Annotated in this window: 18 protein-coding genes and 2 tRNA genes; 19 read left to right on the top strand and 1 reads right to left on the bottom strand. The window is 60.6% G+C overall.

The window, feature by feature from the left end; translation table 11 throughout:
- Positions 1–17: 17 nt before the first annotated feature.
- The 7 genes from dnaK to AK81_RS22315 all read left to right on the top strand — a co-directional run bounded on the left by dnaK (position 18) and on the right by AK81_RS22315 (position 9,778).
- Positions 18–1,943, top strand: a complete 1,926-nt coding sequence (gene dnaK, locus AK81_RS22345; protein WP_043202576.1) for a molecular chaperone DnaK — start codon at positions 18–20, stop codon at positions 1,941–1,943.
- A gap of 196 nt (positions 1,944–2,139) precedes the next feature.
- Positions 2,140–3,264: a molecular chaperone DnaJ gene (gene dnaJ / locus AK81_RS22340; RefSeq protein WP_016501649.1), complete on the top strand. Its 1,125-nt coding sequence runs from the start codon at positions 2,140–2,142 to the stop codon at positions 3,262–3,264.
- A gap of 13 nt (positions 3,265–3,277) precedes the next feature.
- Complete coding sequence (dapB, locus tag AK81_RS22335; protein ID WP_043202574.1) at positions 3,278–4,081, top strand: 4-hydroxy-tetrahydrodipicolinate reductase; 804 nt, start codon at positions 3,278–3,280, stop codon at positions 4,079–4,081.
- Positions 4,082–4,408: 327 nt separating this feature from the next.
- On the top strand, positions 4,409–5,545 hold the full coding sequence (gene carA / locus AK81_RS22330; RefSeq protein ID WP_016501647.1) for a glutamine-hydrolyzing carbamoyl-phosphate synthase small subunit: 1,137 nt from the start codon (positions 4,409–4,411) through the stop codon (positions 5,543–5,545).
- Between the two features lie 105 nt (positions 5,546–5,650).
- Positions 5,651–8,872 (top strand): carbamoyl-phosphate synthase large subunit, encoded by a 3,222-nt coding sequence (gene carB / locus AK81_RS22325; RefSeq protein WP_043202572.1) that lies wholly within the window; start codon positions 5,651–5,653, stop codon positions 8,870–8,872.
- Positions 8,869–9,351 carry a transcription elongation factor GreA gene (gene greA, locus AK81_RS22320; RefSeq protein WP_016501645.1) on the top strand — a complete coding sequence of 161 codons (483 nt, stop codon included), beginning with the start codon at positions 8,869–8,871 and terminating at the stop codon, positions 9,349–9,351. Before carB ends, greA begins: the two co-directional genes overlap by 4 nt.
- Positions 9,329–9,778, top strand: coding sequence for a hypothetical protein (locus tag AK81_RS22315; protein WP_016501644.1), 450 nt, complete (start codon positions 9,329–9,331; stop codon positions 9,776–9,778). Before greA ends, AK81_RS22315 begins: the two co-directional genes overlap by 23 nt.
- 12 nt (positions 9,779–9,790) lie before the next feature.
- Here AK81_RS22315 and AK81_RS22310 read toward each other — a convergent pair whose 3' ends face one another.
- Positions 9,791–10,099: a YhbY family RNA-binding protein gene (locus tag AK81_RS22310; RefSeq protein ID WP_016489174.1), complete on the bottom strand. Its 309-nt coding sequence runs from the start codon at positions 10,097–10,099 to the stop codon at positions 9,791–9,793.
- Positions 10,100–10,201: 102 nt separating this feature from the next.
- Between AK81_RS22310 and rlmE the strand changes: the two genes are divergently transcribed.
- The 12 genes from rlmE (at position 10,202) to rbfA (ending at position 21,860) form a co-directional block, all read left to right on the top strand.
- Entirely contained in the window at positions 10,202–10,828 is a 627-nt protein-coding gene (rlmE, locus tag AK81_RS22305) for a 23S rRNA (uridine(2552)-2'-O)-methyltransferase RlmE (protein WP_019470449.1), read from the top strand.
- Between the two features lie 202 nt (positions 10,829–11,030).
- Positions 11,031–12,935, top strand: coding sequence for an ATP-dependent zinc metalloprotease FtsH (ftsH, locus tag AK81_RS22300; RefSeq protein ID WP_043202569.1), 1,905 nt, complete (start codon positions 11,031–11,033; stop codon positions 12,933–12,935).
- A gap of 8 nt (positions 12,936–12,943) precedes the next feature.
- Complete coding sequence (gene folP, locus AK81_RS22295; RefSeq protein ID WP_043202568.1) at positions 12,944–13,795, top strand: dihydropteroate synthase; 852 nt, start codon at positions 12,944–12,946, stop codon at positions 13,793–13,795.
- 16 nt (positions 13,796–13,811) lie between these two features.
- Positions 13,812–15,152, top strand: a complete 1,341-nt coding sequence (gene glmM / locus AK81_RS22290) for a phosphoglucosamine mutase (RefSeq protein WP_043202567.1) — start codon at positions 13,812–13,814, stop codon at positions 15,150–15,152.
- Between the two features lie 65 nt (positions 15,153–15,217).
- Positions 15,218–15,973, top strand: a complete 756-nt coding sequence (gene tpiA / locus AK81_RS22285) for a triose-phosphate isomerase (RefSeq protein ID WP_043202566.1) — start codon at positions 15,218–15,220, stop codon at positions 15,971–15,973.
- Between the two features lie 4 nt (positions 15,974–15,977).
- Positions 15,978–16,376, top strand: coding sequence for a preprotein translocase subunit SecG (gene secG, locus AK81_RS22280; protein ID WP_043202565.1), 399 nt, complete (start codon positions 15,978–15,980; stop codon positions 16,374–16,376).
- A gap of 21 nt (positions 16,377–16,397) precedes the next feature.
- Positions 16,398–16,483: transfer RNA gene (locus AK81_RS22275), tRNA-Leu, on the top strand.
- A 100-nt stretch (positions 16,484–16,583) separates the two neighbouring features.
- A tRNA-Met gene (locus AK81_RS22270) sits at positions 16,584–16,660 on the top strand.
- A gap of 129 nt (positions 16,661–16,789) precedes the next feature.
- A complete protein-coding gene (rimP, locus tag AK81_RS22265; protein ID WP_033702568.1) occupies positions 16,790–17,248 on the top strand; it encodes a ribosome maturation factor RimP in 459 nt (152 codons plus the stop codon).
- Positions 17,249–17,307: 59 nt separating this feature from the next.
- Positions 17,308–18,789 carry a transcription termination factor NusA gene (gene nusA / locus AK81_RS22260; protein WP_043202564.1) on the top strand — a complete coding sequence of 494 codons (1,482 nt, stop codon included), beginning with the start codon at positions 17,308–17,310 and terminating at the stop codon, positions 18,787–18,789.
- Positions 18,790–18,816: 27 nt separating this feature from the next.
- Positions 18,817–21,345, top strand: coding sequence for a translation initiation factor IF-2 (gene infB / locus AK81_RS22255; protein ID WP_043202563.1), 2,529 nt, complete (start codon positions 18,817–18,819; stop codon positions 21,343–21,345).
- Positions 21,346–21,461: 116 nt separating this feature from the next.
- The gene (gene rbfA, locus AK81_RS22250) at positions 21,462–21,860 is read left to right on the top strand and encodes a 30S ribosome-binding factor RbfA (protein ID WP_016489165.1); all 399 of its coding nucleotides are present in this window, start codon (positions 21,462–21,464) and stop codon (positions 21,858–21,860) included.
- Position 21,861: the final 1 nt, after the last annotated feature.

The raw sequence follows: 21,861 nt of genomic DNA, 5'->3' as shown, positions 1-21,861 counted from the left end.
GTTTCGGGAGAGTTAACATGGGCAAAATCATCGGTATCGACCTGGGGACCACCAACTCGTGCGTCTCCATCCTGGAAAACGGTAACGTCAAAGTCATCGAAAACGCCGAAGGTGCGCGTACTACCCCTTCGATCGTGGCCTACGCCAACGATGGCGAAATCCTGGTAGGTCAGTCGGCCAAGCGCCAGGCTGTTACCAACCCGCACAACACCCTGTTCGCGGTAAAACGCCTGATCGGCCGCCGCTTCGAAGAGCAGGTCGTGCAGAAAGACATCGAACTGGTTCCGTACAAAATCGCCAAGGCCGACAACGGTGACGCCTGGGTTGAAGTGAACGGCCAGAAAATGGCACCGCCGCAAATCAGCGCCGAAGTGCTGAAAAAGATGAAGAAAACTGCCGAAGACTACCTCGGCGAGCCAGTTACCGAAGCGGTCATCACCGTTCCGGCCTACTTCAACGACAGCCAGCGTCAGGCGACCAAAGACGCCGGCCGCATCGCAGGTCTGGACGTAAAACGCATCATCAACGAACCGACCGCTGCTGCGCTGGCCTACGGCATGGACAAGGCCAAGGGCGACCACACTGTCATCGTTTATGACCTGGGTGGCGGTACCTTCGACGTTTCGGTCATCGAAATCGCCGAAGTCGACGGCGAGCACCAGTTCGAAGTACTGGCTACCAACGGCGACACCTTCCTGGGTGGCGAAGACTTCGACATGCTGCTGATCGACTACCTGGTCGAAGAGTTCAAGAAAGAGTCCGGCATGAACCTGAAGGGCGACCCTCTGGCCATGCAGCGCCTGAAGGAAGCTGCCGAGAAGGCCAAGATCGAGCTGTCGTCTGCTCAGTCGACCGACGTCAACCTGCCGTACATCACTGCAGATGCCACCGGTCCTAAGCACCTGAACGTGAAGATCTCCCGCGCCAAGCTGGAGTCGCTGGTTGAAGAGCTGGTACAGCGCACCATCGAGCCTTGCCGTATCGCCCTGAAAGATGCCGGCATCGAAGCCAGCAAGATCGACGACGTGATCCTGGTCGGTGGCCAGACCCGTATGCCGCTGGTGCAGAAAACCGTTGCCGACTTCTTCGGTAAAGAAGCGCGCAAGGACGTCAACCCGGACGAAGCCGTTGCCATGGGCGCCGCTATTCAGGCCGCTGTTCTGGCCGGTGACGTGAAGGACGTGCTGCTGCTGGACGTCAGCCCGCTGACCCTGGGTATCGAAACCATGGGTGGCGTGATGACTGCGCTGATCGAGAAGAACACCACCATTCCGACCAAGAAGTCGCAGGTGTTCTCGACTGCCGACGACAACCAGGGCGCCGTGACCATTCACGTGCTGCAGGGTGAGCGTAAGCAGGCCGCGCAGAACAAATCGCTGGGCAAGTTCGACCTGGCGGACATTCCACCGGCTCCACGTGGCGTGCCACAGATCGAAGTTACCTTCGACATCGACGCCAACGGCATCCTGCACGTCAGCGCCAAAGACAAGGCCACCGGCAAGTCGCAGTCGATCGTGATCAAGGCCAACTCCGGCCTGTCGGATGACGAAATCGAGCGCATGGTGCGTGACGCCGAGGCCAACGCCGAGGAAGACCGCAAGTTCGAAGAGCTGGCCGCTGCCCGTAACCAGGGTGACGCGCTGGTTCACTCGACCCGCAAGATGGTCGCGGACGCTGGCGACAAGGCCACTGCTGAAGAGAAGACTGCCATCGAAGCGGCCGTGGTTGCCCTGGAAGCCGCCGTCAAAGGCGACGACAAGGCTGCAATCGACGCCAAGGTCGAAGAGCTGTCCAAGGTCTCTGCCCCGGTTGCCCAGAAGATGTACGCCGAGCAGTCGGCCGAACAGCCTCAGGGTGGCGCGCAGCAAGCTGAGCCGGAAGCCAAGCACGATGACGTGGTTGACGCCGAGTTCGAAGAAGTAAAAGGCGACGACAAGAAGTAATCGTTGCATGTTGTCGGCCAGTTCACCGCCGTTTGGCGGTGAACTGGTAGGATGTCGCCGCGCGGGGGCTTGCTCCCGCGTTGGCGTATCTGGAATTCGAGAATTTTTACAGCATCTGTCAGCGGCCCTTGGTGGCGCAGGCGGGTGCTGACGGCGCGGCGCAGATGCCAGACGCCCAACAAGGTGCAAATGACCTATGTCCAAGCGTGATTACTATGAGGTTCTGGGTGTCGAGCGCGGCGCCAGTGAAGCTGACCTCAAAAAGGCTTATCGCCGTCTGGCGATGAAGTACCACCCGGACCGCAATCCGGGTGACAAAGAGTCGGAAGACATGTTCAAGGAGGCCAACGAGGCCTACGAAGTACTGTCTGATGCCAGCAAGCGCGCGGCGTTCGACCAGTATGGTCATGCCGGCGTAGACCCGAGCATGGGTGGCGGCGGTGCCGGCTTCGGTGGCGCCAACTTCTCCGACATCTTCGGTGATGTATTCAGCGATTTCTTCGGCGGCGGCCGCGGTGGCGGACGTGGCGGTGCCCAGCGCGGCAGTGACCTGCGCTACACGCTGGAGCTGAACCTGGAAGAAGCGGTGCGTGGCACCACGGTCAGTATCCGCGTGCCTACCTTGGTCAACTGCCAGCCTTGCGACGGTTCCGGTGCCAAGAAGGGTTCGACCCCGTCGACCTGCCCGACCTGCGGCGGCATCGGCCAGGTGCGCATGCAGCAAGGCTTCTTCTCGGTGCAGCAGACCTGCCCGCGCTGCCATGGCCAAGGCAAGATCATTACCGACCCGTGCACCTCGTGCCACGGCGAAGGCCGTGTCGAGGAATACAAGACGCTGTCGGTCAAGGTGCCGGCAGGTGTCGATACCGGCGACCGCATCCGCCTGTCGGGCGAGGGCGAGGCTGGTACTCATGGTGGCCCGACTGGCGACCTGTACGTGGTGATCAGCGTGCGTGAGCACGAGATCTTCCAGCGCGATGGCAAGCACCTGTACTGCGAAGTGCCCATCAGCTATACAGATGCCGCCCTGGGTGGCGAGTTGGAAGTGCCGACCCTCGATGGTCGCGTGAAGCTGAAGATTCCGGAAGGCACCCAGACTGGCAAGCAGTTCCGTCTGCGTGGCAAGGGTGTGGCGCCGGTGCGCGGTGGTGGTGCGGGCGACCTGCTGTGCCGTGTGGCGGTGGAAACCCCGGTTAACCTCAGCCGCCGTCAGCGCGAGCTGCTCGAAGAGCTGCGCGACTCGCTGGAAGGCGACAGCTCTCACTCGCCCAAGGCCAGTGGCTGGTTCGATGGCGTGAAGCGCTTCTTCGGCGATCTCTGACAAGGAAAAGGCTATGCGACGTATTGCAGTGATGGGCGCGGCAGGGCGGATGGGCAAGACCCTGATCGAGGCTGTGCAGCAAACCCCGGGTGCCGGCCTGACGGCGGCGATCGATCGCCCTGACAGCTCGCTGGTCGGGGCTGACGCCGGTGAGTTGGCGGCCCTCGGCCGGATCGGTGTGCTGCTGTCCGATGACCTGGCCAAGGTTGCCGACGAGTTCGACGTGCTGATCGATTTCACGCACCCTTCGGTCACGCTCAAGAACCTGGCGTTCTGCCGCAAGCACGGCAAGGCGATGATCATCGGTACTACGGGCTTCTCTGTCGAGGAGAAGCAGCTGCTGGCCGAGGCGGGCAAGGACATTCCAATCGTGTTCGCTGCCAACTTCAGTGTCGGCGTCAACCTCAGCCTCAAACTGCTGGATATGGCGGCGCGGGTGCTGGGTGACGATGTGGATATCGAGATCATCGAGGCGCACCACCGGCACAAGGTCGATGCACCGTCGGGTACTGCGCTGCGCATGGGTGAAGTGGTTGCCAATGCGCTGGGCCGAAACCTGCAGGAAGTGGCCGTGTATGGCCGCGAAGGGCAGACCGGTGCGCGTGATCGCAAGACCATCGGCTTCGCGACTGTGCGTGCCGGTGATGTGGTGGGTGATCACACCGTATTGTTCGCTGCCGAAGGCGAGCGCCTGGAAATCACGCACAAGGCCTCCAGCCGCATGACCTTCGCCAAGGGCGCCGTGCGTGCGGCGCTGTGGCTGGATGGGCGCGAGCCTGGCCTGTACGATATGCAGGACGTGCTCGAGCTGCGCTAAGCCGTTCGAGCGGTGTTGGCTTCTTCGCGGGCTTGCCCGCTCCCGCAGGTATTGCGCCGGTCTCGGGGCCTGTGGTGGTCCTGTGGGAGCGGGCGAGCCCGCGAAGAAGCCACCGCCGATGTCAGTCTGTCGCAATCTTGTGTTTTAGAGACACATCTACGGTAGACCGAAAACGCACTTTTCTGTAAGCTACAGCTTTAGTGTGTCCACTAAAAGCGCGCAGCGAATTGAATTCAGCACATGAAAGCGGGGTGACGTGTCCATACGTCACTCCGCTTTTTTGCAACCTGCGATCGCCCTTTCATGCTTGATTTACGGGAGGTCTTCTTGACAAAGCCAGCCATACTCGCCCTTGCCGACGGCAGTATTTTTCGCGGTGAAGCCATCGGTGCCGACGGTCAGACCGTTGGTGAGGTGGTATTCAATACCGCTATGACCGGCTACCAGGAAATCCTTACAGACCCTTCCTATGCGCAGCAAATCGTTACCCTGACCTACCCGCACATCGGCAACACCGGTACTACCCCGGAAGATGCCGAGTCGAACCGCGTCTGGTCCGCTGGCCTGGTCATCCGTGACCTGCCGCTGCTGGCCAGCAACTGGCGTAACACCCAGTCGCTGCCTGAATACCTCAAGGCCAACAACGTCGTTGCCATCGCTGGCATCGACACCCGTCGCCTGACCCGTATCCTGCGTGAAAAGGGCGCCCAGAACGGTTGCATCCTCGCCGGTGACAACATCAGCGAAGAAGCCGCCATCGCCGCTGCCCGTGGTTTCCCGGGCCTGAAGGGCATGGACCTGGCCAAGGTCGTTTCCACCAAGGAACGCTACGAGTGGCGCTCCAGCGTGTGGGAACTGAAAACCGACAGCCACCCGACCATCGAAGCTGCCGACCTGCCTTACCACGTGGTCGCCTTCGACTACGGCGTCAAGCTGAACATCCTGCGCATGCTGGTTGCCCGTGGCTGCCGCGTGACCGTGGTGCCGGCCCAGACCCCGGCCAGCGAAGTGCTGGCACTCAACCCGGACGGCGTGTTCCTGTCCAACGGCCCTGGTGACCCTGAGCCGTGCGACTACGCCATCCAGGCAATCAAGGAAATCCTCGAAACCGAGATTCCGGTATTCGGCATCTGCCTCGGCCACCAGCTGCTGGCCCTGGCCTCCGGCGCCAAGACCGTGAAAATGGGCCATGGCCACCACGGTGCCAACCACCCGGTCCAGGACCTGGACAGCGGCGTGGTCATGATCACCAGCCAGAACCACGGTTTTGCGGTTGACGAAGCCACCCTGCCGGGCAACGTTCGCGCCATCCACAAGTCGCTGTTCGACGGCACCCTGCAGGGTATCGAGCGCACCGACAAGAGCGCGTTCAGCTTCCAGGGCCACCCTGAAGCGAGCCCTGGCCCGACCGACGTCGCGCCACTGTTCGATCGTTTCACCGATGCCATGGCCAAGCGCCGCTGAGCATCCTGCTTCAAGGCCCCGGGCCGGCTCGCGCCGCGCCCGGAAGCGCCTGACCCAGATTGTTCAAAGCGGCTTGCCGACTGACCCCGGATTTGAGTGACCACCATGCCAAAACGTACAGACATCAAAAGCATCCTGATTCTCGGTGCCGGCCCGATCGTGATCGGCCAGGCCTGTGAATTCGACTACTCCGGCGCCCAGGCCTGCAAGGCCCTGCGCGAGGAAGGTTTCCGCGTCATCCTGGTGAACTCCAACCCAGCCACCATCATGACCGACCCCTCCATGGCCGACGCCACCTACATCGAGCCGATCAAGTGGCAGTCGGTGGCCAAGATCATCGAGAAAGAGCGCCCGGACGCCGTTTTGCCGACCATGGGTGGCCAGACCGCACTGAACTGCGCCCTGGACCTGGAGCGCCACGGCGTTCTGGAGAAGTTCGGCGTAGAGATGATCGGTGCCAACGCCGACACCATCGACAAGGCTGAAGACCGCTCGCGCTTCGACAAGGCCATGAAAGACATCGGCCTGGAATGCCCGCGCTCGGGTATCGCCCACAGCATGGAAGAGGCCTATGCGGTCCTCGAAAAGCTCGGCTTCCCGTGCATCATTCGCCCGTCGTTCACCATGGGTGGCACTGGCGGTGGTATCGCTTACAACCGTGAAGAATTCGAAGAAATCTGCACCCGTGGTCTGGACCTGTCGCCGACCAAAGAGCTGCTGATCGACGAATCGCTGATCGGCTGGAAAGAGTACGAGATGGAAGTGGTCCGCGACAAAAAGGACAACTGCATCATCGTCTGCTCGATCGAAAACTTCGACCCGATGGGCGTGCACACCGGTGACTCGATTACCGTTGCTCCTGCGCAGACCCTGACCGACAAGGAATACCAGATCATGCGCAACGCCTCGCTGGCGGTGCTGCGTGAAATTGGTGTTGAAACCGGTGGTTCCAACGTGCAGTTCGGTATCTGCCCGGACACCGGCCGCATGGTCGTCATCGAGATGAACCCGCGCGTATCGCGTTCGTCCGCCCTGGCTTCCAAGGCTACCGGCTTCCCGATCGCCAAGATCGCCGCCAAGCTGGCCATTGGTTACACCCTCGACGAACTGCAGAACGACATCACCGGCGGCCGCACTCCGGCTTCCTTCGAGCCGTCGATCGACTACGTCGTCACCAAGCTGCCGCGCTTCGCCTTCGAGAAATTCCCGAAAGCCGACGCCCGTCTGACCACCCAGATGAAATCCGTGGGTGAAGTCATGGCCATCGGCCGTACCTTCCAGGAGTCCCTGCAGAAAGCCCTGCGCGGCCTGGAAGTGGGCGCATGCGGTCTGGACCCGAAAGTCGACCTGGCCAGCCCGGAAGCTGCCGGCATCCTCAAGCGCGAGCTGACCGTGCCGGGCGCCGAGCGTATCTGGTACGTCGCTGACGCCATGCGTTCGGGCATGAAGTGCGAAGAAATCTTTGCCCTGACCGGCATCGACATGTGGTTCCTGGTGCAGATGGAAGATCTGATCAAGGAAGAAGAGAAGGTCAAGACCCTGGCCCTGTCGTCGATCGACAAGAGCCTGATGCTGCGCCTCAAGCGCAAAGGTTTCTCGGACCAACGCCTGGCCGTGCTGCTGGGTATCACCGACAAGAACCTGCGCCGTCACCGCCACAAGCTGGAAGTGTTCCCGGTGTACAAGCGCGTCGACACCTGCGCCGCCGAGTTCGCCACCGACACCGCCTACCTGTACTCCACCTACGAGGAAGAGTGCGAGGCCAACCCGTCGACCCGCGACAAGATCATGATCCTGGGTGGCGGCCCGAACCGTATCGGCCAAGGTATCGAGTTCGACTACTGCTGCGTACACGCTGCCCTGGCGCTGCGTGAAGACGGTTACGAGACCATCATGGTCAACTGCAACCCGGAAACCGTCTCCACCGACTACGACACCTCCGACCGCCTGTACTTCGAGCCGCTGACGCTGGAAGACGTGCTGGAAGTGTGCCGCGTCGAGAAGCCGAAAGGCGTGATCGTCCACTACGGTGGCCAGACCCCGCTGAAACTGGCGCGTGCCCTGGAAGAGGCCGGCGTACCGATTATCGGTACCAGCCCGGACGCCATCGACCGTGCCGAAGACCGTGAGCGCTTCCAGCAGATGGTTCAGCGCCTGAACCTGCTGCAGCCGCCAAACGCCACCGTGCGCAGCGAAGAAGAAGCCATCCGCGCTGCTGGCGGCATCGGCTACCCGCTGGTGGTGCGCCCGTCGTACGTACTGGGCGGCCGCGCGATGGAAATCGTCTACGAACTGGACGAGCTCAAGCGCTACCTGCGTGAAGCGGTACAGGTGTCGAACGACAGCCCGGTACTGCTCGACCACTTCCTCAACTGCGCCATCGAGATGGACGTGGATGCGGTGTGCGACGGCACTGACGTCGTGATCGGCGCCATCATGCAGCACATCGAACAGGCCGGTGTTCACTCCGGTGACTCGGCATGCTCGCTGCCACCTTACTCGCTGAGCAAGGATGTGCAGGACGAAGTCCGCGTACAGGTCGCCAAAATGGCCCTGGAACTGGGCGTTGTCGGCCTGATGAACGTGCAGCTGGCCCTGCAGGGCGACAAGATCTACGTGATCGAAGTCAACCCGCGCGCCTCGCGTACCGTGCCGTTCGTGTCCAAGTGCATCGGCACCTCCCTGGCCATGATCGCCGCCCGCGTAATGGCCGGCAAAACCCTGAAAGAGCTGGGCTTCACCCAGGAAATCATCCCGAACTTCTACAGCGTCAAGGAAGCCGTCTTCCCGTTCGCCAAGTTCCCGGGGGTTGACCCGATCCTCGGCCCTGAGATGAAATCGACCGGTGAAGTCATGGGTGTCGGTGACACCTTCGGTGAAGCATTCGCCAAAGCCCAGATGGGTGCCAGCGAAGTGCTGCCGACCGGTGGTACCGCGTTCATCAGCGTGCGTGACGACGACAAGCCGCAAGTGGCTGGCGTTGCCCGCGACCTGATCGCCCTGGGCTTCGAAGTGGTTGCAACTGCTGGCACCGCCAAGGTTATCGAGGCGGCTGGCCTGAAAGTGCGCCGTGTGAACAAGGTGACCGAAGGTCGCCCGCACGTGGTCGACATGATCAAGAACGACGAAGTGTCGCTGATCATCAACACCACCGAAGGCCGCCAGTCGATTGCCGATTCCTACTCGATTCGTCGCAATGCGCTGCAGCACAAGATTTACTGCACCACCACCATTGCGGCCGGTGAAGCCATCTGCGAGGCGCTGAAATTTGGTCCTGAAAAGACCGTTCGTCGCCTGCAAGATCTGCATGCAGGAATGAAAGCATGAGCATTACCAAGTACCCGATGACCGTCCAGGGCGCTCGCGCCCTGGAAGAGGAGCACCTGTTCCTGAGCAAGACCGAGCGCCCGCGCCTGAGCCAGGCGATCGGTGAAGCGCGCGAACTGGGCGACCTCAAGGAAAACGCCGAATACCATGCCGCCCGCGAAGAGCAGGGCATGGTCGAGGCGCGTATCCGCGATATCGAAGGCCGTCTGCAGAATTCGGTCGTGATCGACGTGACCACCATTGCCCATACCGGCAAGGTCATCTTCGGCACCACCGTAGAGCTGGCCAATACCGAAACCGACGAGCGGGTGAAATACCAGATCGTTGGCGAGGATGAAGCCAACATCAAGCTCGGCAAGCTTTCGGCAAGCGCGCCGATTGCCCGTGCCATTATCGGCAAGGAAGAAGGCGACATCGTCGTCATCAAGACGCCAAGCGGCACGGTCGAGTACGAGATTGTCGAAGTCCAGCACATCTGACCGGCGCCTGCGGGCGCCATCCCTTGAGGGGATCCTCTGGCAACTGGCCCAGGTTTTCTGGGTCGGTGGCCTGTGGGTGTTCCATGTGGGGCTGGTGCCTGCGCTCAAGGTCAGTGGTCTGGCACCCTTGCTGGTGCAAGACATTGCCGGGCAGATCGACCGCTGGTTGATTGGCGTGGCGCTGCTTGGGCTGTTGACCCAGCTGGCGGTACTGGCGAGGGTAGACGGCCTGGCGGCCTGGTGGCGGCAATTTCGCGGCCAGATGCTGTTGCTGGGGTTTTCAGCCTGCGTGGGGTACTACACCTTGCGCTACGGGATTTCGGTCGGCGAGCGCTGGCAGATGTTCTGTTTCCTGGTGCTGGGTTTTTCCGGCATCGTGCTGGTGGCCCAGCCGGTACCGGTCAGGGCGCGTAAACCGCGCCACTGATCGGAGCCACCGTTACTTGTAGCGGTGGATATTGGACAGCTGCTTGTTAGGCTGTGGGTTCTTGCGGTAGATCAGCGCTTTCTTGCCGATGGTCTGCACCAGCTCGGCACGGCCGGCCTTGCACAGTTCTGCAATGGTTGCGGCACGTTCTTCGCGGTCTTCCGAGCGAATCTCGACCTTGATCAGCTCATGGTCGACCAGGGCGCGTTCCAGTTCGGCGACTACGCCTTCATTCAAACCGTTGCCAGCAACGATCAAAACCGGCTTCAGGTCATGACCAATGGACTTGTACTGCTTCTTCTGCTCGTTATTGAGCGGCATAATCTGACCCTTTCCGTCTGATTCTGTAAAATTGACCGGCATTTTACCCGAGGGCCACCGGCTCCGCCCAGTCAATCACGACGCATATCATCGAGGTGCCCCGTGGTACAACGTTCCAAAAGCAGCGCAAACTGGCTGCGAGAGCATTTTAACGACCCTTTTGTGAAACAGGCGCAGAAGGATGGCTACCGCTCGCGTGCGAGCTACAAACTGCTGGAGATCCAGGAGAAAGACCGCCTGATCCGTCCTGGCATGAGTGTAATCGACCTTGGCGCGGCCCCTGGTGGCTGGTCGCAGGTGACCAGTCGTCTGATTGGTGGTCAGGGCCGCTTGATCGCTTCCGACATCCTGGAAATGGACTCGATCCCTGACGTGACCTTCATTCAGGGTGACTTCACCGATGACGCAGTGCTGCAGCAGATCCTCGCGGCGGTCGGTGATTCGCACGTAGACCTTGTGATTTCAGACATGGCCCCCAATATGAGTGGTACGCCCGAAGTGGACATGCCGCGCGCCATGTTCCTCTGCGAGCTGGCTCTGGATCTGGCAACCCGCGTGTTGAAGCCCGGCGGCGACTTCCTGATCAAGATTTTCCAGGGTGAAGGCTTCGATATGTACCTGAAGGATGTGCGCACCAAGTTCGACAAGGTGCAAATGCGCAAGCCGTCCTCTTCGCGGGACCGTTCCCGTGAGCAGTACCTGTTGGGCAAAGGTTTCAAAGGTGTTTGAAAAGCGTGCTGCGGGTGGTCGATAGTTATTTCCAATCGGCCCTCCCGTCTGGATCGTCCGAACTTCGTGTAGTCTAGGTTTCACAAAGGGTTACAGACGGTGCCTGCGGCTGCGTAGGTAATGTAGTAAGTTAGGGCGATGAATATCATGCGAGGCACGGCTGCGTCGTGCGCCGGCCTCAGAGGGTAGCGAATTGAACGACATGGCAAAGAATCTGATCCTGTGGTTGATCATCGCAGCTGTCCTGGTGACAGTGATGAACAACTTCTCCAGCCCTAACGAGCCGCAGACCCTCAACTATTCCGACTTCATCCAGCAGGTCAAGGATGGCAAGGTCGAGCGTGTGACCGTCGACGGCTACATCATTACCGGCAAGCGTGCCGACGGCGACAACTTCAAGACCGTGCGCCCGGCCATTACCGACAATGGCCTGATTGGTGACCTGGTCGACAACCACGTGGTTGTCGAAGGCAAGCAGCCAGAACAGCAGAGCATCTGGACGCAGTTGCTGGTAGCCAGCTTCCCGATCCTGGTGATCATTGCCGTGTTCATGTTCTTCATGCGCCAGATGCAAGGCGGCGCGGGTGGCAAGGGCGGGCCGATGAGTTTCGGCAAGAGCAAGGCGCGCCTGCTGTCCGAGGACCAGGTCAAGACCACATTGGCCGACGTTGCAGGTTGCGACGAAGCCAAGGAAGAAGTGGGCGAGCTGGTCGAGTTCCTGCGTGATCCGGGCAAGTTCCAGCGCCTGGGTGGCCGTATCCCGCGCGGTGTGCTGATGGTAGGCCCGCCCGGTACCGGTAAGACCCTGCTGGCCAAGGCCATTGCGGGCGAGGCGAAAGTACCGTTCTTCACCATTTCCGGTTCGGACTTCGTGGAAATGTTCGTCGGTGTAGGTGCCAGCCGTGTGCGCGACATGTTCGAGCAGGCCAAGAAGCACGCCCCGTGCATCATCTTCATCGACGAGATCGACGCCGTTGGTCGCCACCGTGGCGCCGGCATGGGCGGTGGTCACGACGAGCGTGAGCAAACCCTCAACCAGTTGCTGGTAGAGATGGACGGCTTCGAAATGAACGATGGCATCATCGTCATCGCCGCCACCAACCGTCCCGACGTACTCGACCCGGCACTGCTGCGTCCTGGCCGTTTCGACCGCCAGGTGGTGGTGGGCCTGCCAGACATCCGCGGTCGCGAACAGATTCTCAAGGTGCACATGCGCAAGGTGCCGGTCGGCGAAAACGTCAACCCGGCGGTCATTGCCCGTGGTACTCCTGGCTTCTCGGGTGCCGACCTGGCCAACCTGGTCAACGAGGCCTCGCTGTTTGCCGCGCGTTCCAACAAGCGCCTGGTCGAAATGAAAGAATTCGAACTGGCCAAGGACAAGATCATGATGGGCGCCGAGCGCAAGTCGATGGTCATGTCCGAGAAAGAAAAGCGCAACACGGCCTACCACGAGGCAGGTCATGCCATCGTTGGTCGCCTGGTGCCTGAGCACGACCCGGTTTACAAGGTTTCCATCATTCCGCGCGGTCGTGCCCTGGGCGTGACCATGTTCCTGCCGGAAGAAGACCGCTACAGCCTGTCCAAGCGTGCGCTGATCAGCCAGATCTGCTCGTTGTACGGCGGCCGTATCGCCGAAGAGATGACTCTGGGCTTCGACGGCGTCACCACGGGTGCTTCCAACGACATCATGCGGGCCAGCCAGATCGCCCGTAACATGGTGACCAAGTGGGGCTTGTCGGAAAAGCTCGGCCCGCTGATGTATGCAGAAGAAGAGGGTGAGGTGTTCCTCGGCCGTAGCGCGGGCAGTCAGCACGCCAGCGTGTCCGGCGAGACTGCCAAGCTGATCGACTCCGAAGTGCGCAGCATCATCGACCAGTGCTACGCCACGGCCAAGCAGTTGCTGGTCGAGAATCGCGACAAGCTCGAAGCGATGACCGAAGCGCTGATGAAGTATGAGACCATTGATGCCGATCAGATCGATGACATCATGGCTGGCCGTACGCCACGCGAACCGCGTGATTGGGACGATGACAAGCATTCGGGCACCCCTACTGCCCAGGATGATCGCCCTGAATCGCCAATTGGCGGCCCGGCTGCTCAACTCTAAGGGCGTCTATGAGCTCAGTGCAGTACCCGACCCGGTTGCCTTGCGGCAACCGGGTTCTTGATTTGTCGCGTACCCATGTGATGGGTATTCTCAATATCACCCCCGATTCCTTCTCCGATGGTGGGCGCTTCAGTCAGCGTGACGAGGCCCTGCGCCATGCCGAAGCGATGGCTGCCGCCGGCGCCACGCTGATCGACATCGGTGGTGAGTCCACGCGCCCCGGCGCGCGGGCGGTATCGGTGACCGAGGAACTGGAACGTGTGGCGCCGATGGTCGAGGCAATCAATAGCCGCCTCGATGTGGTCATTTCGGTCGATACCTCGACACCTGCCGTCATGCGTGAATCGGCGCGCCTCGGTGCCGGGCTGATCAATGACGTCCGGGGCCTGGAGCGTGATGGCGCCCTGGACGCCGCTGCGGACACCGGGTTGCCGGTGTGCCTCATGCACATGCGTGGCGAGCCGGGTAACATGCAGGACGACCCGCATTACGAAGATGTGACCGCCGACGTTACGCGTTATCTTGAACAGCGGATGGCCGCCTGCGCTGCAGCGGGCATCGACGCGAACAGAATCATCCTTGACCCGGGCTTTGGTTTCGCCAAGACACTGGCGCACAACCTGAGCCTGTTCAAGCACATGGAAGCGCTCTATCGCCTTGGGCGCCCGCTGCTGGTGGGTGTTTCACGAAAGAGCATGATCGGCCTGACGCTGGATCGTCCGGTCGGCGAGCGCTTGTACGGCAGCCTTGCGCTGGCGGCGTTGGCCATGACCAAGGGGGCGAGTATCCTTCGTGTCCATGACGTGGCCGAAACTGTCGATGTGGTACGCATGATTGCTGCGGTGCAAAACGCCGAATAAGAACATTGGAGTCCCTATGAGCAGAAAATACTTTGGTACCGACGGCATTCGTGGCCGCGTCGGCGAATTCCCGATCACGCCTGACTTCATGCTGAAGCTTGGCTGGGCGGCCGGCATGGCCTTCCGCAAGCAGGGGCATTGCCGGGTGCTGGTGGGCAAGGACACGCGTATCTCCGGCTACATGTTCGAGTCCGCGCTCGAAGCCGGTCTGGCCGCGGCAGGTGCCGACGTCATGCTGCTGGGGCCAATGCCTACGCCGGCCATCGCCTACCTGACTCGCACCTTCCACGCCCAGGCGGGCATTGTCATCAGTGCCTCGCACAACCCGCACGAAGACAACGGCATCAAGTTCTTCTCGGGCCAGGGCACCAAGCTGCCGGACGAAGTCGAGCTGATGATCGAAGAGCTGCTCGACCAGCCGATGACCGTTGTCGACTCGGGTAAGCTGGGCAAGGTTTCACGCATCAACGATGCTGCCGGCCGTTACATCGAGTTCTGCAAGAGCAGCGTGCCTAGCAGCACCAGCTTCGACGGCCTGAAGCTTGTGGTCGATTGCGCCCACGGTGCCACCTACAAGGTTGCGCCAAGCGTGTTCCGCGAGCTGGGTGCGGACGTGACCGTGCTGCATGCGCAGCCGGACGGCCTGAACATCAACGAAGGTTGTGGCTCGACCCATATCGAATCGCTGCAGGCCGCCGTGCTGGTTGGTCATGCCGACCTGGGCATTGCCTTCGACGGTGACGGCGATCGCGTGTTGATGGTCGACCATACCGGCGCCATCGTCGACGGTGACGAGCTGCTGTTCATCATCGCCCGCGACCTGCACGACCGTGGCAAGCTGCAGGGCGGGGTAGTAGGTACGCTGATGAGCAACCTGGGCCTGGAGCTTGCGCTGAAGGACCTGGATATCCCGTTCGTGCGGGCCAAGGTCGGTGATCGTTACGTCATGGCCGAGCTGCTGGAGCGTGAGTGGCTGGTCGGTGGTGAAAACTCCGGCCACGTCGTGTGCTGCAACCACACCACCACCGGTGACGCGATCATTGCCGCGCTGCAGGTGCTGATGGCGCTCAAGCGCCGTGGTGAAACCCTGGCGCAGGCCCGTCAGGCCCTGCGCAAGTGCCCGCAGGTGCTGATCAACGTGCGCTTCGGCGCGAGCAAGGTCGACCCGCTGGAGCACCCTGCAGTCAAGGAAGCCAGTGCCAATGTGACCGAAGCCTTGGCGGGCCGCGGCCGTGTTCTGTTGCGCAAGTCCGGTACCGAGCCGCTGGTGCGGGTCATGGTCGAGGGCGAAGACGAAAACCAGGTGCGCACGCACGCTGAAGCACTGGCCAAGCTGGTCAGCGAAGTTTGTGTCTGAAGGCGCTTGCCAGCGCAGATCTGGTTGGGTAAGATCTGCGCCCACTTTGACCGACGAGGTAAAGCATGCGTCGCCCTATGGTAGCTGGTAACTGGAAGATGCACGGTACCCGCGCTAGCGTCGCTGAGCTGACCGAAGGCTTGAGCAATCTCGCCTTGCCGAGCGGAGTGGAAGTCGCGGTGTTTCCACCGGCTTTGTTCATCAATCAAGTGATTGATGGCCTGGCAGGTAAAGAAATTACTGTCGGCGCACAGAATTCTGCTGTACAACCCGAACAGGGTGCGCTGACCGGGGAAGTTGCTCCGGAGCAGCTGGTTGAAGCAGGTTGCAAGTTGGTGTTGGTTGGTCACTCGGAGCGTCGCCAGATCATTGGTGAAACCGACGAGGTACTCAATCGCAAGTTTGCAGCGGCCCAGGCCAAAGGTTTGAAGCCAGTGCTTTGCATCGGGGAAACCCTTGAAGAGCGTGAGGCTGGCAAGACGCTTGAAGTTGTCGGGCGTCAACTAAGCAGTATCATCGAAGCATTCGGTGTTAAGGCTTTTGCCAATGCAGTAATTGCCTATGAGCCTGTATGGGCCATCGGCACCGGCCTGACGGCCACGCCACAGCAGGCCCAGGATGTGCACGCCGCCATCCGCGGCCAGCTGGCGGCAGAAGATGCTGAAGTGGCTGCGAAGGTGCAGCTGCTCTACGGCGGCAGCGTGAAGGCGGCCAATGCGGCCGAACTGTTCGGCATGCCGGATATCGATGGGGGTCTCATTGGTGGGGCTTCCCTGAACGCAGACGAATTCGGTGCAATTTGTCGCGCCGCAGGAAACTGAACAAATGCTGGAAACAGTCATCGTTGTTTTTCATCTGTTGGCAGCGCTGTCGCTTGTAGTGCTGGTACTGTTGCAACAGGGTAAGGGTGCCGAAGCAGGTGCATCTTTCGGCGCGGGTGCTTCTAATACCGTGTTCGGGAGCCAGGGCTCTGCAACGTTCCTAAGTAAATTCACTGCTATACTCGCTGCCACTTTCTTTTTGACAGCACTTGGGTTAGGATACTTCGCGAAGCAACAAGCTCACCAGCTTAGCCAAGCAGGTCTTCCAGATCCAGCAGTGCTAGAAGTGAAAGAGCAGCAGAAGCCGGCAGTTAATGATGATGTACCGGTGCTCCAGCAGCAGAAGAGCGAAACCACCAATAATACGGGTGATGTACCTCCTCCGGCTCAAGAGCAGAAGTAACGGGTTTCAAATAGTAGTATTGCCGAGGTGGTGGAATTGGTAGACACGCAACCTTGAGGTGGTTGTGCCCATAGGGTGTAGGGGTTCGAGTCCCCTTCTCGGTACCAATTGAAGCTTGAGAGCCCGCTTTAGCGGGCTTTCTTGTAGGTGAACGTTTGGATTTGACCCTCAATGGGGTTCGGTCTTATACTTTCGCCCCAGCTTTGTCGCGGGGTGGAGCAGCTTGGTAGCTCGTCGGGCTCATAACCCGAAGGTCGTTGGTTCAAATCCAGCCCCCGCAACCAGCTTCAGCGGAGCCCCTTTTCAGGGGCTTTTTGCTAACCGAACAGTTTCGGCGTCGTTGTCCAACGGCGCTTTCAGGGATGGGCGCTTCGCCCATTTTTCATTTGCACAGCATGCACGAGGGGGTTCAGGTGTCGAGCAAGCTAGAACAGTTGCAGGCCTTGTTGGCCCCGGTGGTCACGGGGCTGGGCTTCGAATGCTGGGGGATTGAATTCGTCTCCCAGGGCAAGCATTCGGTATTACGTGTCTACATCGACAAGGAAGGCGGGATTCTGGTGGACGACTGCGCAGAAGTCAGCCGTCAGGTCAGCAGCGTTCTCGATGTGGAAGATCCGATCAGCTCTGAATATACCCTAGAGGTTTCTTCTCCTGGCATGGAACGCCCGCTGTTCACGCTTGAACAGTTTGCCTCGCATGCCGGCGAACAAGTGAAGATCAAGCTGCGCTCACCCTTCGAGGGTCGTCGTAACTTCCAGGGCCTTCTCCGCGGTGTGGAGGAGCAGGATGTGGTGGTCCAGGTGGACGATCAAGAGTTCCTGTTGCCGATCGACTCGATCGACAAGGCCAATATTATTCCCAGTTTTGACTGAGACGTGCCGGGCCCGGCGGACTATCCGGGCCCAATGGCTTGCGCAAGGCGAGGCGTACGATGAGCAAAGAAGTACTGCTGGTTGTTGAATCGGTATCCAACGAAAAAGGTGTACCGCCCGGCGTCATTTTCGAAGCGCTGGAAGTGGCCCTGGCCACTGCGACCAAAAAACGTTTTGAAGACGAAGTCGATCTGCGTGTGGAAATCAACCGTCACACCGGTAGCTACGAGACCTTCCGTCGCTGGACCGTGGTCGATGAATCCGATCTTGATGATCCGGCGATCGAAACCTGGCTGGACAAGATCAAGGACACTCATCCGGAAGCCAAGATTGGTGACGTGATCGAGGAGAAGATCGAGTCCATCGAGTTCGGTCGTATCGCCGCTCAGACCGCCAAGCAGGTCATCGTACAGAAGGTCCGTGAGGCCGAGCGTGCCCAGGTGGTCGATGCCTACCGCGAACGCGTAGGCGAGATCATTTCCGGTACCGTTAAAAAGGTTACCCGCGACAACGTCATCGTTGATCTGGGCAACAACGCAGAGGCCTTGCTGGCCCGCGAAGATATCATTCCGCGCGAAACCTTCCGTGTGGGTGTGCGCCTGCGTGCACTGCTCAAGGAAATTCGCACTGAAAACCGTGGTCCTCAGCTGATCCTGTCGCGCACCGCGCCACAGATGCTGATCGAGCTTTTCCGCATTGAAGTGCCGGAAATTGCCGAGGGCCTCATTGAAGTCATGGCTGCCTCCCGTGATCCGGGTTCGCGAGCCAAGATCGCCGTCCGCTCCAAGGACAAGCGCATCGACCCGCAAGGCGCCTGTATCGGCATGCGTGGTTCGCGCGTCCAAGCTGTATCCGGGGAGTTGGGTGGTGAGCGTGTGGATATCGTCCTGTGGGACGATAACCCGGCGCAGTTCGTCATCAACGCCATGTCGCCGGCCGAAGTCGCGGCGATCATCGTTGATGAAGATGCCCATGCCATGGACATCGCCGTCGCCGAGGATAACCTGGCCCAGGCCATTGGCCGTGGCGGTCAGAACGTTCGTCTTGCCAGTCAGTTGACCGGCTGGACCCTGAACGTGATGACCGAGAAGGACATTCAGGCCAAGCAGCAGGCCGAAACAGGTGACATCCTGCGCAATTTCATCGATGAACTGGAAGTCGACGAGGAGCTGGCCCAAGTGCTGGTCGACGAAGGCTTCACCAGCCTCGAAGAAATTGCCTACGTACCGTTGGAAGAAATGCTCAACATCGATGGCTTTGACGAAGATATCGTCAATGAGCTCCGCGCTCGAGCCAAGGACCGTTTGTTGACCAAGGCCATCGCTACCGAAGAAAAACTGGCAGACGCCCACCCGGCCGAAGACCTGCTCTCTCTTGAGGGTATGGACAAGGACCTGGCGGCTGAACTGGCGGTGCGCGGCGTGGTTAACCGCGAAGACCTGGCCGAGCAGTCGATCGACGATCTGCTCGACATCGACGGCATCGACGAAGAGCGTGCCGGCAAGTTGATCATGGCCGCCCGAGCCCATTGGTTCGAGTAATTAGGCGCGGCCTGAGGAGAGAAGTGCATGACGCAAGTCACGGTGAAAGAACTGGCCCAAGAGGTCGAGGCACCGGTAGAGCGCCTGCTGCAGCAGATGCGTGAGGCAGGTCTGCCGCACACCGACGCCGGTCAGGTAGTGACCGACAATGAGAAGCAGACCCTGCTGACTCATTTGAAAAGCAGCCACAAGAGCAAGGCGGAAGAGCCGCGCAAGATTACCTTGCAGCGCAAAACCACCAGCACCCTGCGTGTCGCCGGTAGCAAGAGCATTAGCGTAGAAGTACGCAAGAAGAAAGTATTCGTGCAGCGCAGCCCGGAAGAAGTCCAGGCTGAGCAGAAGCGTGAAGTGGAAGAGCGCCGCGCGGCTGAAAACGCCGTTCGTGACAAGGTTGATGCCGAAGTCCGCCAGCGCAACGAAGATCAGGCTCGCCGTCAGGCAGCCGACTCTGCTGTAGCCGCTCCTGCGCCTGCCGCCAAGCCAGAGCAGGCACCTGCCGCTGCTCCGGCTCCGGTAGTCGCCGACGCCCCGGCCTCCGAAGACGCTGCAGCCCGTGCTGCCGAGCGCAAGAAGGACGAGACCCGTCGCAACGAAAGCCGTACTCGCGATGACGATCGTCGTCGTGGCGAGGCGCCTCGTGTGTCGATCAAGGTCAAGGTGAAGGAAAAGGAAAAGGCGCCGACTCCGCGTGCTGCTCCGCGTACCACCGACGAAGAGAGCGATGGCGCTCGTCGCGGTCGTGGTGGCAAGGGCAAGCTGAAGAAGCGTAACCAGCATGGCTTCCAGAACCCGACCGGCCCCGTCATTCGTGACGTGACCATCGGCGAGACCATCACGGTCTCCGAACTGGCCAACCAGATGTCCGTCAAGGGCGCTGAAGTCGTCAAGTTCATGTTCAAGATGGGTACCCCGGTTACCATCAACCAGGTGCTCGACCAGGAAACCGCTCAGCTGATCGCAGAAGAGCTGGGCCACAAGGTCACCCTGGTCAGCGATAGCGCCCTGGAAGACTCCCTGGCCGAATCGCTGAAATTCGAAGGCCAGGCCGAGTCGCGTGCGCCGGTGGTTACTGTCATGGGTCACGTTGACCATGGTAAGACCTCGCTGCTCGACTACATCCGTCGTGCCAAGGTTGCCGCTGGCGAAGCCGGTGGTATCACCCAGCACATCGGTGCCTACCACGTGGAAACCGACCGCGGCATGGTCACCTTCCTCGACACCCCGGGCCACGCAGCTTTCACTCAGATGCGTGCACGTGGTGCCAAGGCGACCGACATCGTCATCCTGGTGGTGGCGGCGGACGACGGCGTGATGCCGCAAACCCGCGAGGCCGTTCAGCATGCCAAGGCAGCTGGCGTTCCGCTGGTGGTCGCGGTGAACAAGATCGACAAGCCAGGTGCTGACCTCGATCGCATCCGCAACGAACTGTCCGTCGAAGGCGTGACCTCCGAGGAATGGGGTGGTGACACGCCGTTCGTCAAGGTTTCGGCGAAGATGGGTACCGGTGTCGACGAACTGCTCGAAGCCGTCCTGCTGCAGGCCGAGGTTCTCGAACTGACCGCTACGCCAACAGCCCCAGGCCGTGGTGTCGTGGTTGAATCGCGCCTCGACAAGGGCCGTGGTCCGGTTGCCACCATCCTGGTTCAGGACGGTACGCTGCGTCAGGGCGACATGGTCCTGTGCGGCTCCAACTATGGCCGCGTTCGCGCCATGCTCGACGAGAACGGCAAGCCTGTGAAGGAAGCTGGCCCGTCGATCCCGGTCGAGATCCTCGGCCTGGATGGCACGCCGGAAGCCGGTGACGAGCTGTCGGTAGTGGCCGACGAGAAGAAAGCCCGCGAAGTTGCCCTGTTCCGTCAAGGCAAGTACCGCGAGGTCAAGCTGGCCCGTGCTCACGCCGGCAAGCTGGAAAACATCTTCGAGAACATGGGCCAGGCCGAGAAGAAAACCCTCAACATCGTTCTCAAGACCGATGTTCGCGGTTCGCTCGAGGCGCTCAACGGTTCGCTCGGCGCTCTGGGCAACGACGAAGTGCAGGTCCGTGTGATCGGTGGTGGCGTTGGTGGTATCACCGAAAGCGACGCCAACCTGGCGCTGGCTTCGAATGCAGTACTGTTCGGCTTCAACGTGCGTGCCGATGCCGGCGCGCGCAAGATCGTCGAGCAGGAAGGTCTGGATATGCGTTACTACAACGTGATCTACGACATCATCGAAGACGTCAAGAAGGCCCTGACCGGTATGCTCGGCAGCGATGTTCGCGAGAACATCCTGGGTGTCGCCGAAGTACGTGACGTGTTCCGTTCGCCGAAGTTCGGCGCCGTCGCTGGCTGTATGGTCATCGAGGGTACCGTGTACCGTAACCGTCCGATCCGCGTACTGCGCGAAGACGTGGTTATCTTCGAAGGCGAGCTGGAATCGCTGCGTCGCTTCAAGGACGACGCCGCCGAAGTGCGTAACGGCATGGAGTGTGGTATTGGCGTCAAGAGCTACAACGACGTCAAGGTCGGCGACAAGATCGAAGTCTTCGAGAAAGTCCAGGTGGCTCGTACCCTCTAAGGGCGAGCAAGCCGCAAACTCCCGCTACAGGGCGGTTTGCGGCACCTCTTCAGGTAGCGCCCGGTCAGGCATTCGTCTGACCGGGCGTTTGCCGCTTTAAGTTACAGGTAGCAAGAATGGCCAAAGAATACAGCCGTACCCAACGTATCGGCGATCAGATGCAGCGCGAGCTGGCCGAGCTGATCCGTCGCGAAGTCAAGGATCCACGTGTCGGTCTGGTCACCATCACCGCCGTGGACGTCAGCCGTGACCTGGGCCATGCCAAGGTGTTCATCACCGTCATGGGCGAGGAAACGCCAGACGCCGTGAAGCAGTCGTTGAAGGCACTGAACAGTGCTGCCAGCTTCCTGCGTCTGCACCTGGGCCGCTCGATGCAGCTGCGCAGCGTGCCGCAGTTGCACTTCCACTTCGATGAAAGCGTCAGCCGCGGTGTGCACCTGTCGGCGCTGATCGAGCGTGCAGTGGCCGAAGACCGCCTGCACAAGGATACCGACGAGCTGGACACCAAGGAGTAAG

This window comes from Pseudomonas putida W15Oct28 (assembly GCF_000708715.2).
In the GTDB taxonomy this organism is placed as follows: domain Bacteria; phylum Pseudomonadota; class Gammaproteobacteria; order Pseudomonadales; family Pseudomonadaceae; genus Aquipseudomonas; species Aquipseudomonas putida_R.
Note: the sequence above shows the minus strand (reverse complement) of the source record. Positions and strands in the feature narration are given on the sequence as shown.

What these genes read in the sequence shown, in the direction of transcription:
- dnaK (WP_043202576.1), top strand. Translation starts at nt 18, where the DNA reads ATGGGCAAAATCATCGGTATCGACCTGGGGACCACCAACTCGTGCGTC.
- dnaJ (WP_016501649.1), top strand. Translation starts at nt 2,140, where the DNA reads ATGTCCAAGCGTGATTACTATGAGGTTCTGGGTGTCGAGCGCGGCGCC.
- dapB (WP_043202574.1), top strand. Translation starts at nt 3,278, where the DNA reads ATGCGACGTATTGCAGTGATGGGCGCGGCAGGGCGGATGGGCAAGACC.
- carB (WP_043202572.1), top strand. Translation starts at nt 5,651, where the DNA reads ATGCCAAAACGTACAGACATCAAAAGCATCCTGATTCTCGGTGCCGGC.
- greA (WP_016501645.1), top strand. Translation starts at nt 8,869, where the DNA reads ATGAGCATTACCAAGTACCCGATGACCGTCCAGGGCGCTCGCGCCCTG.
- AK81_RS22310 (WP_016489174.1), bottom strand. Translation starts at nt 10,099, where the DNA reads ATGCCGCTCAATAACGAGCAGAAGAAGCAGTACAAGTCCATTGGTCAT.
- ftsH (WP_043202569.1), top strand. Translation starts at nt 11,031, where the DNA reads ATGGCAAAGAATCTGATCCTGTGGTTGATCATCGCAGCTGTCCTGGTG.
- folP (WP_043202568.1), top strand. Translation starts at nt 12,944, where the DNA reads ATGAGCTCAGTGCAGTACCCGACCCGGTTGCCTTGCGGCAACCGGGTT.
- glmM (WP_043202567.1), top strand. Translation starts at nt 13,812, where the DNA reads ATGAGCAGAAAATACTTTGGTACCGACGGCATTCGTGGCCGCGTCGGC.
- tpiA (WP_043202566.1), top strand. Translation starts at nt 15,218, where the DNA reads ATGCGTCGCCCTATGGTAGCTGGTAACTGGAAGATGCACGGTACCCGC.
- secG (WP_043202565.1), top strand. Translation starts at nt 15,978, where the DNA reads ATGCTGGAAACAGTCATCGTTGTTTTTCATCTGTTGGCAGCGCTGTCG.
- nusA (WP_043202564.1), top strand. Translation starts at nt 17,308, where the DNA reads ATGAGCAAAGAAGTACTGCTGGTTGTTGAATCGGTATCCAACGAAAAA.
- infB (WP_043202563.1), top strand. Translation starts at nt 18,817, where the DNA reads ATGACGCAAGTCACGGTGAAAGAACTGGCCCAAGAGGTCGAGGCACCG.
- rbfA (WP_016489165.1), top strand. Translation starts at nt 21,462, where the DNA reads ATGGCCAAAGAATACAGCCGTACCCAACGTATCGGCGATCAGATGCAG.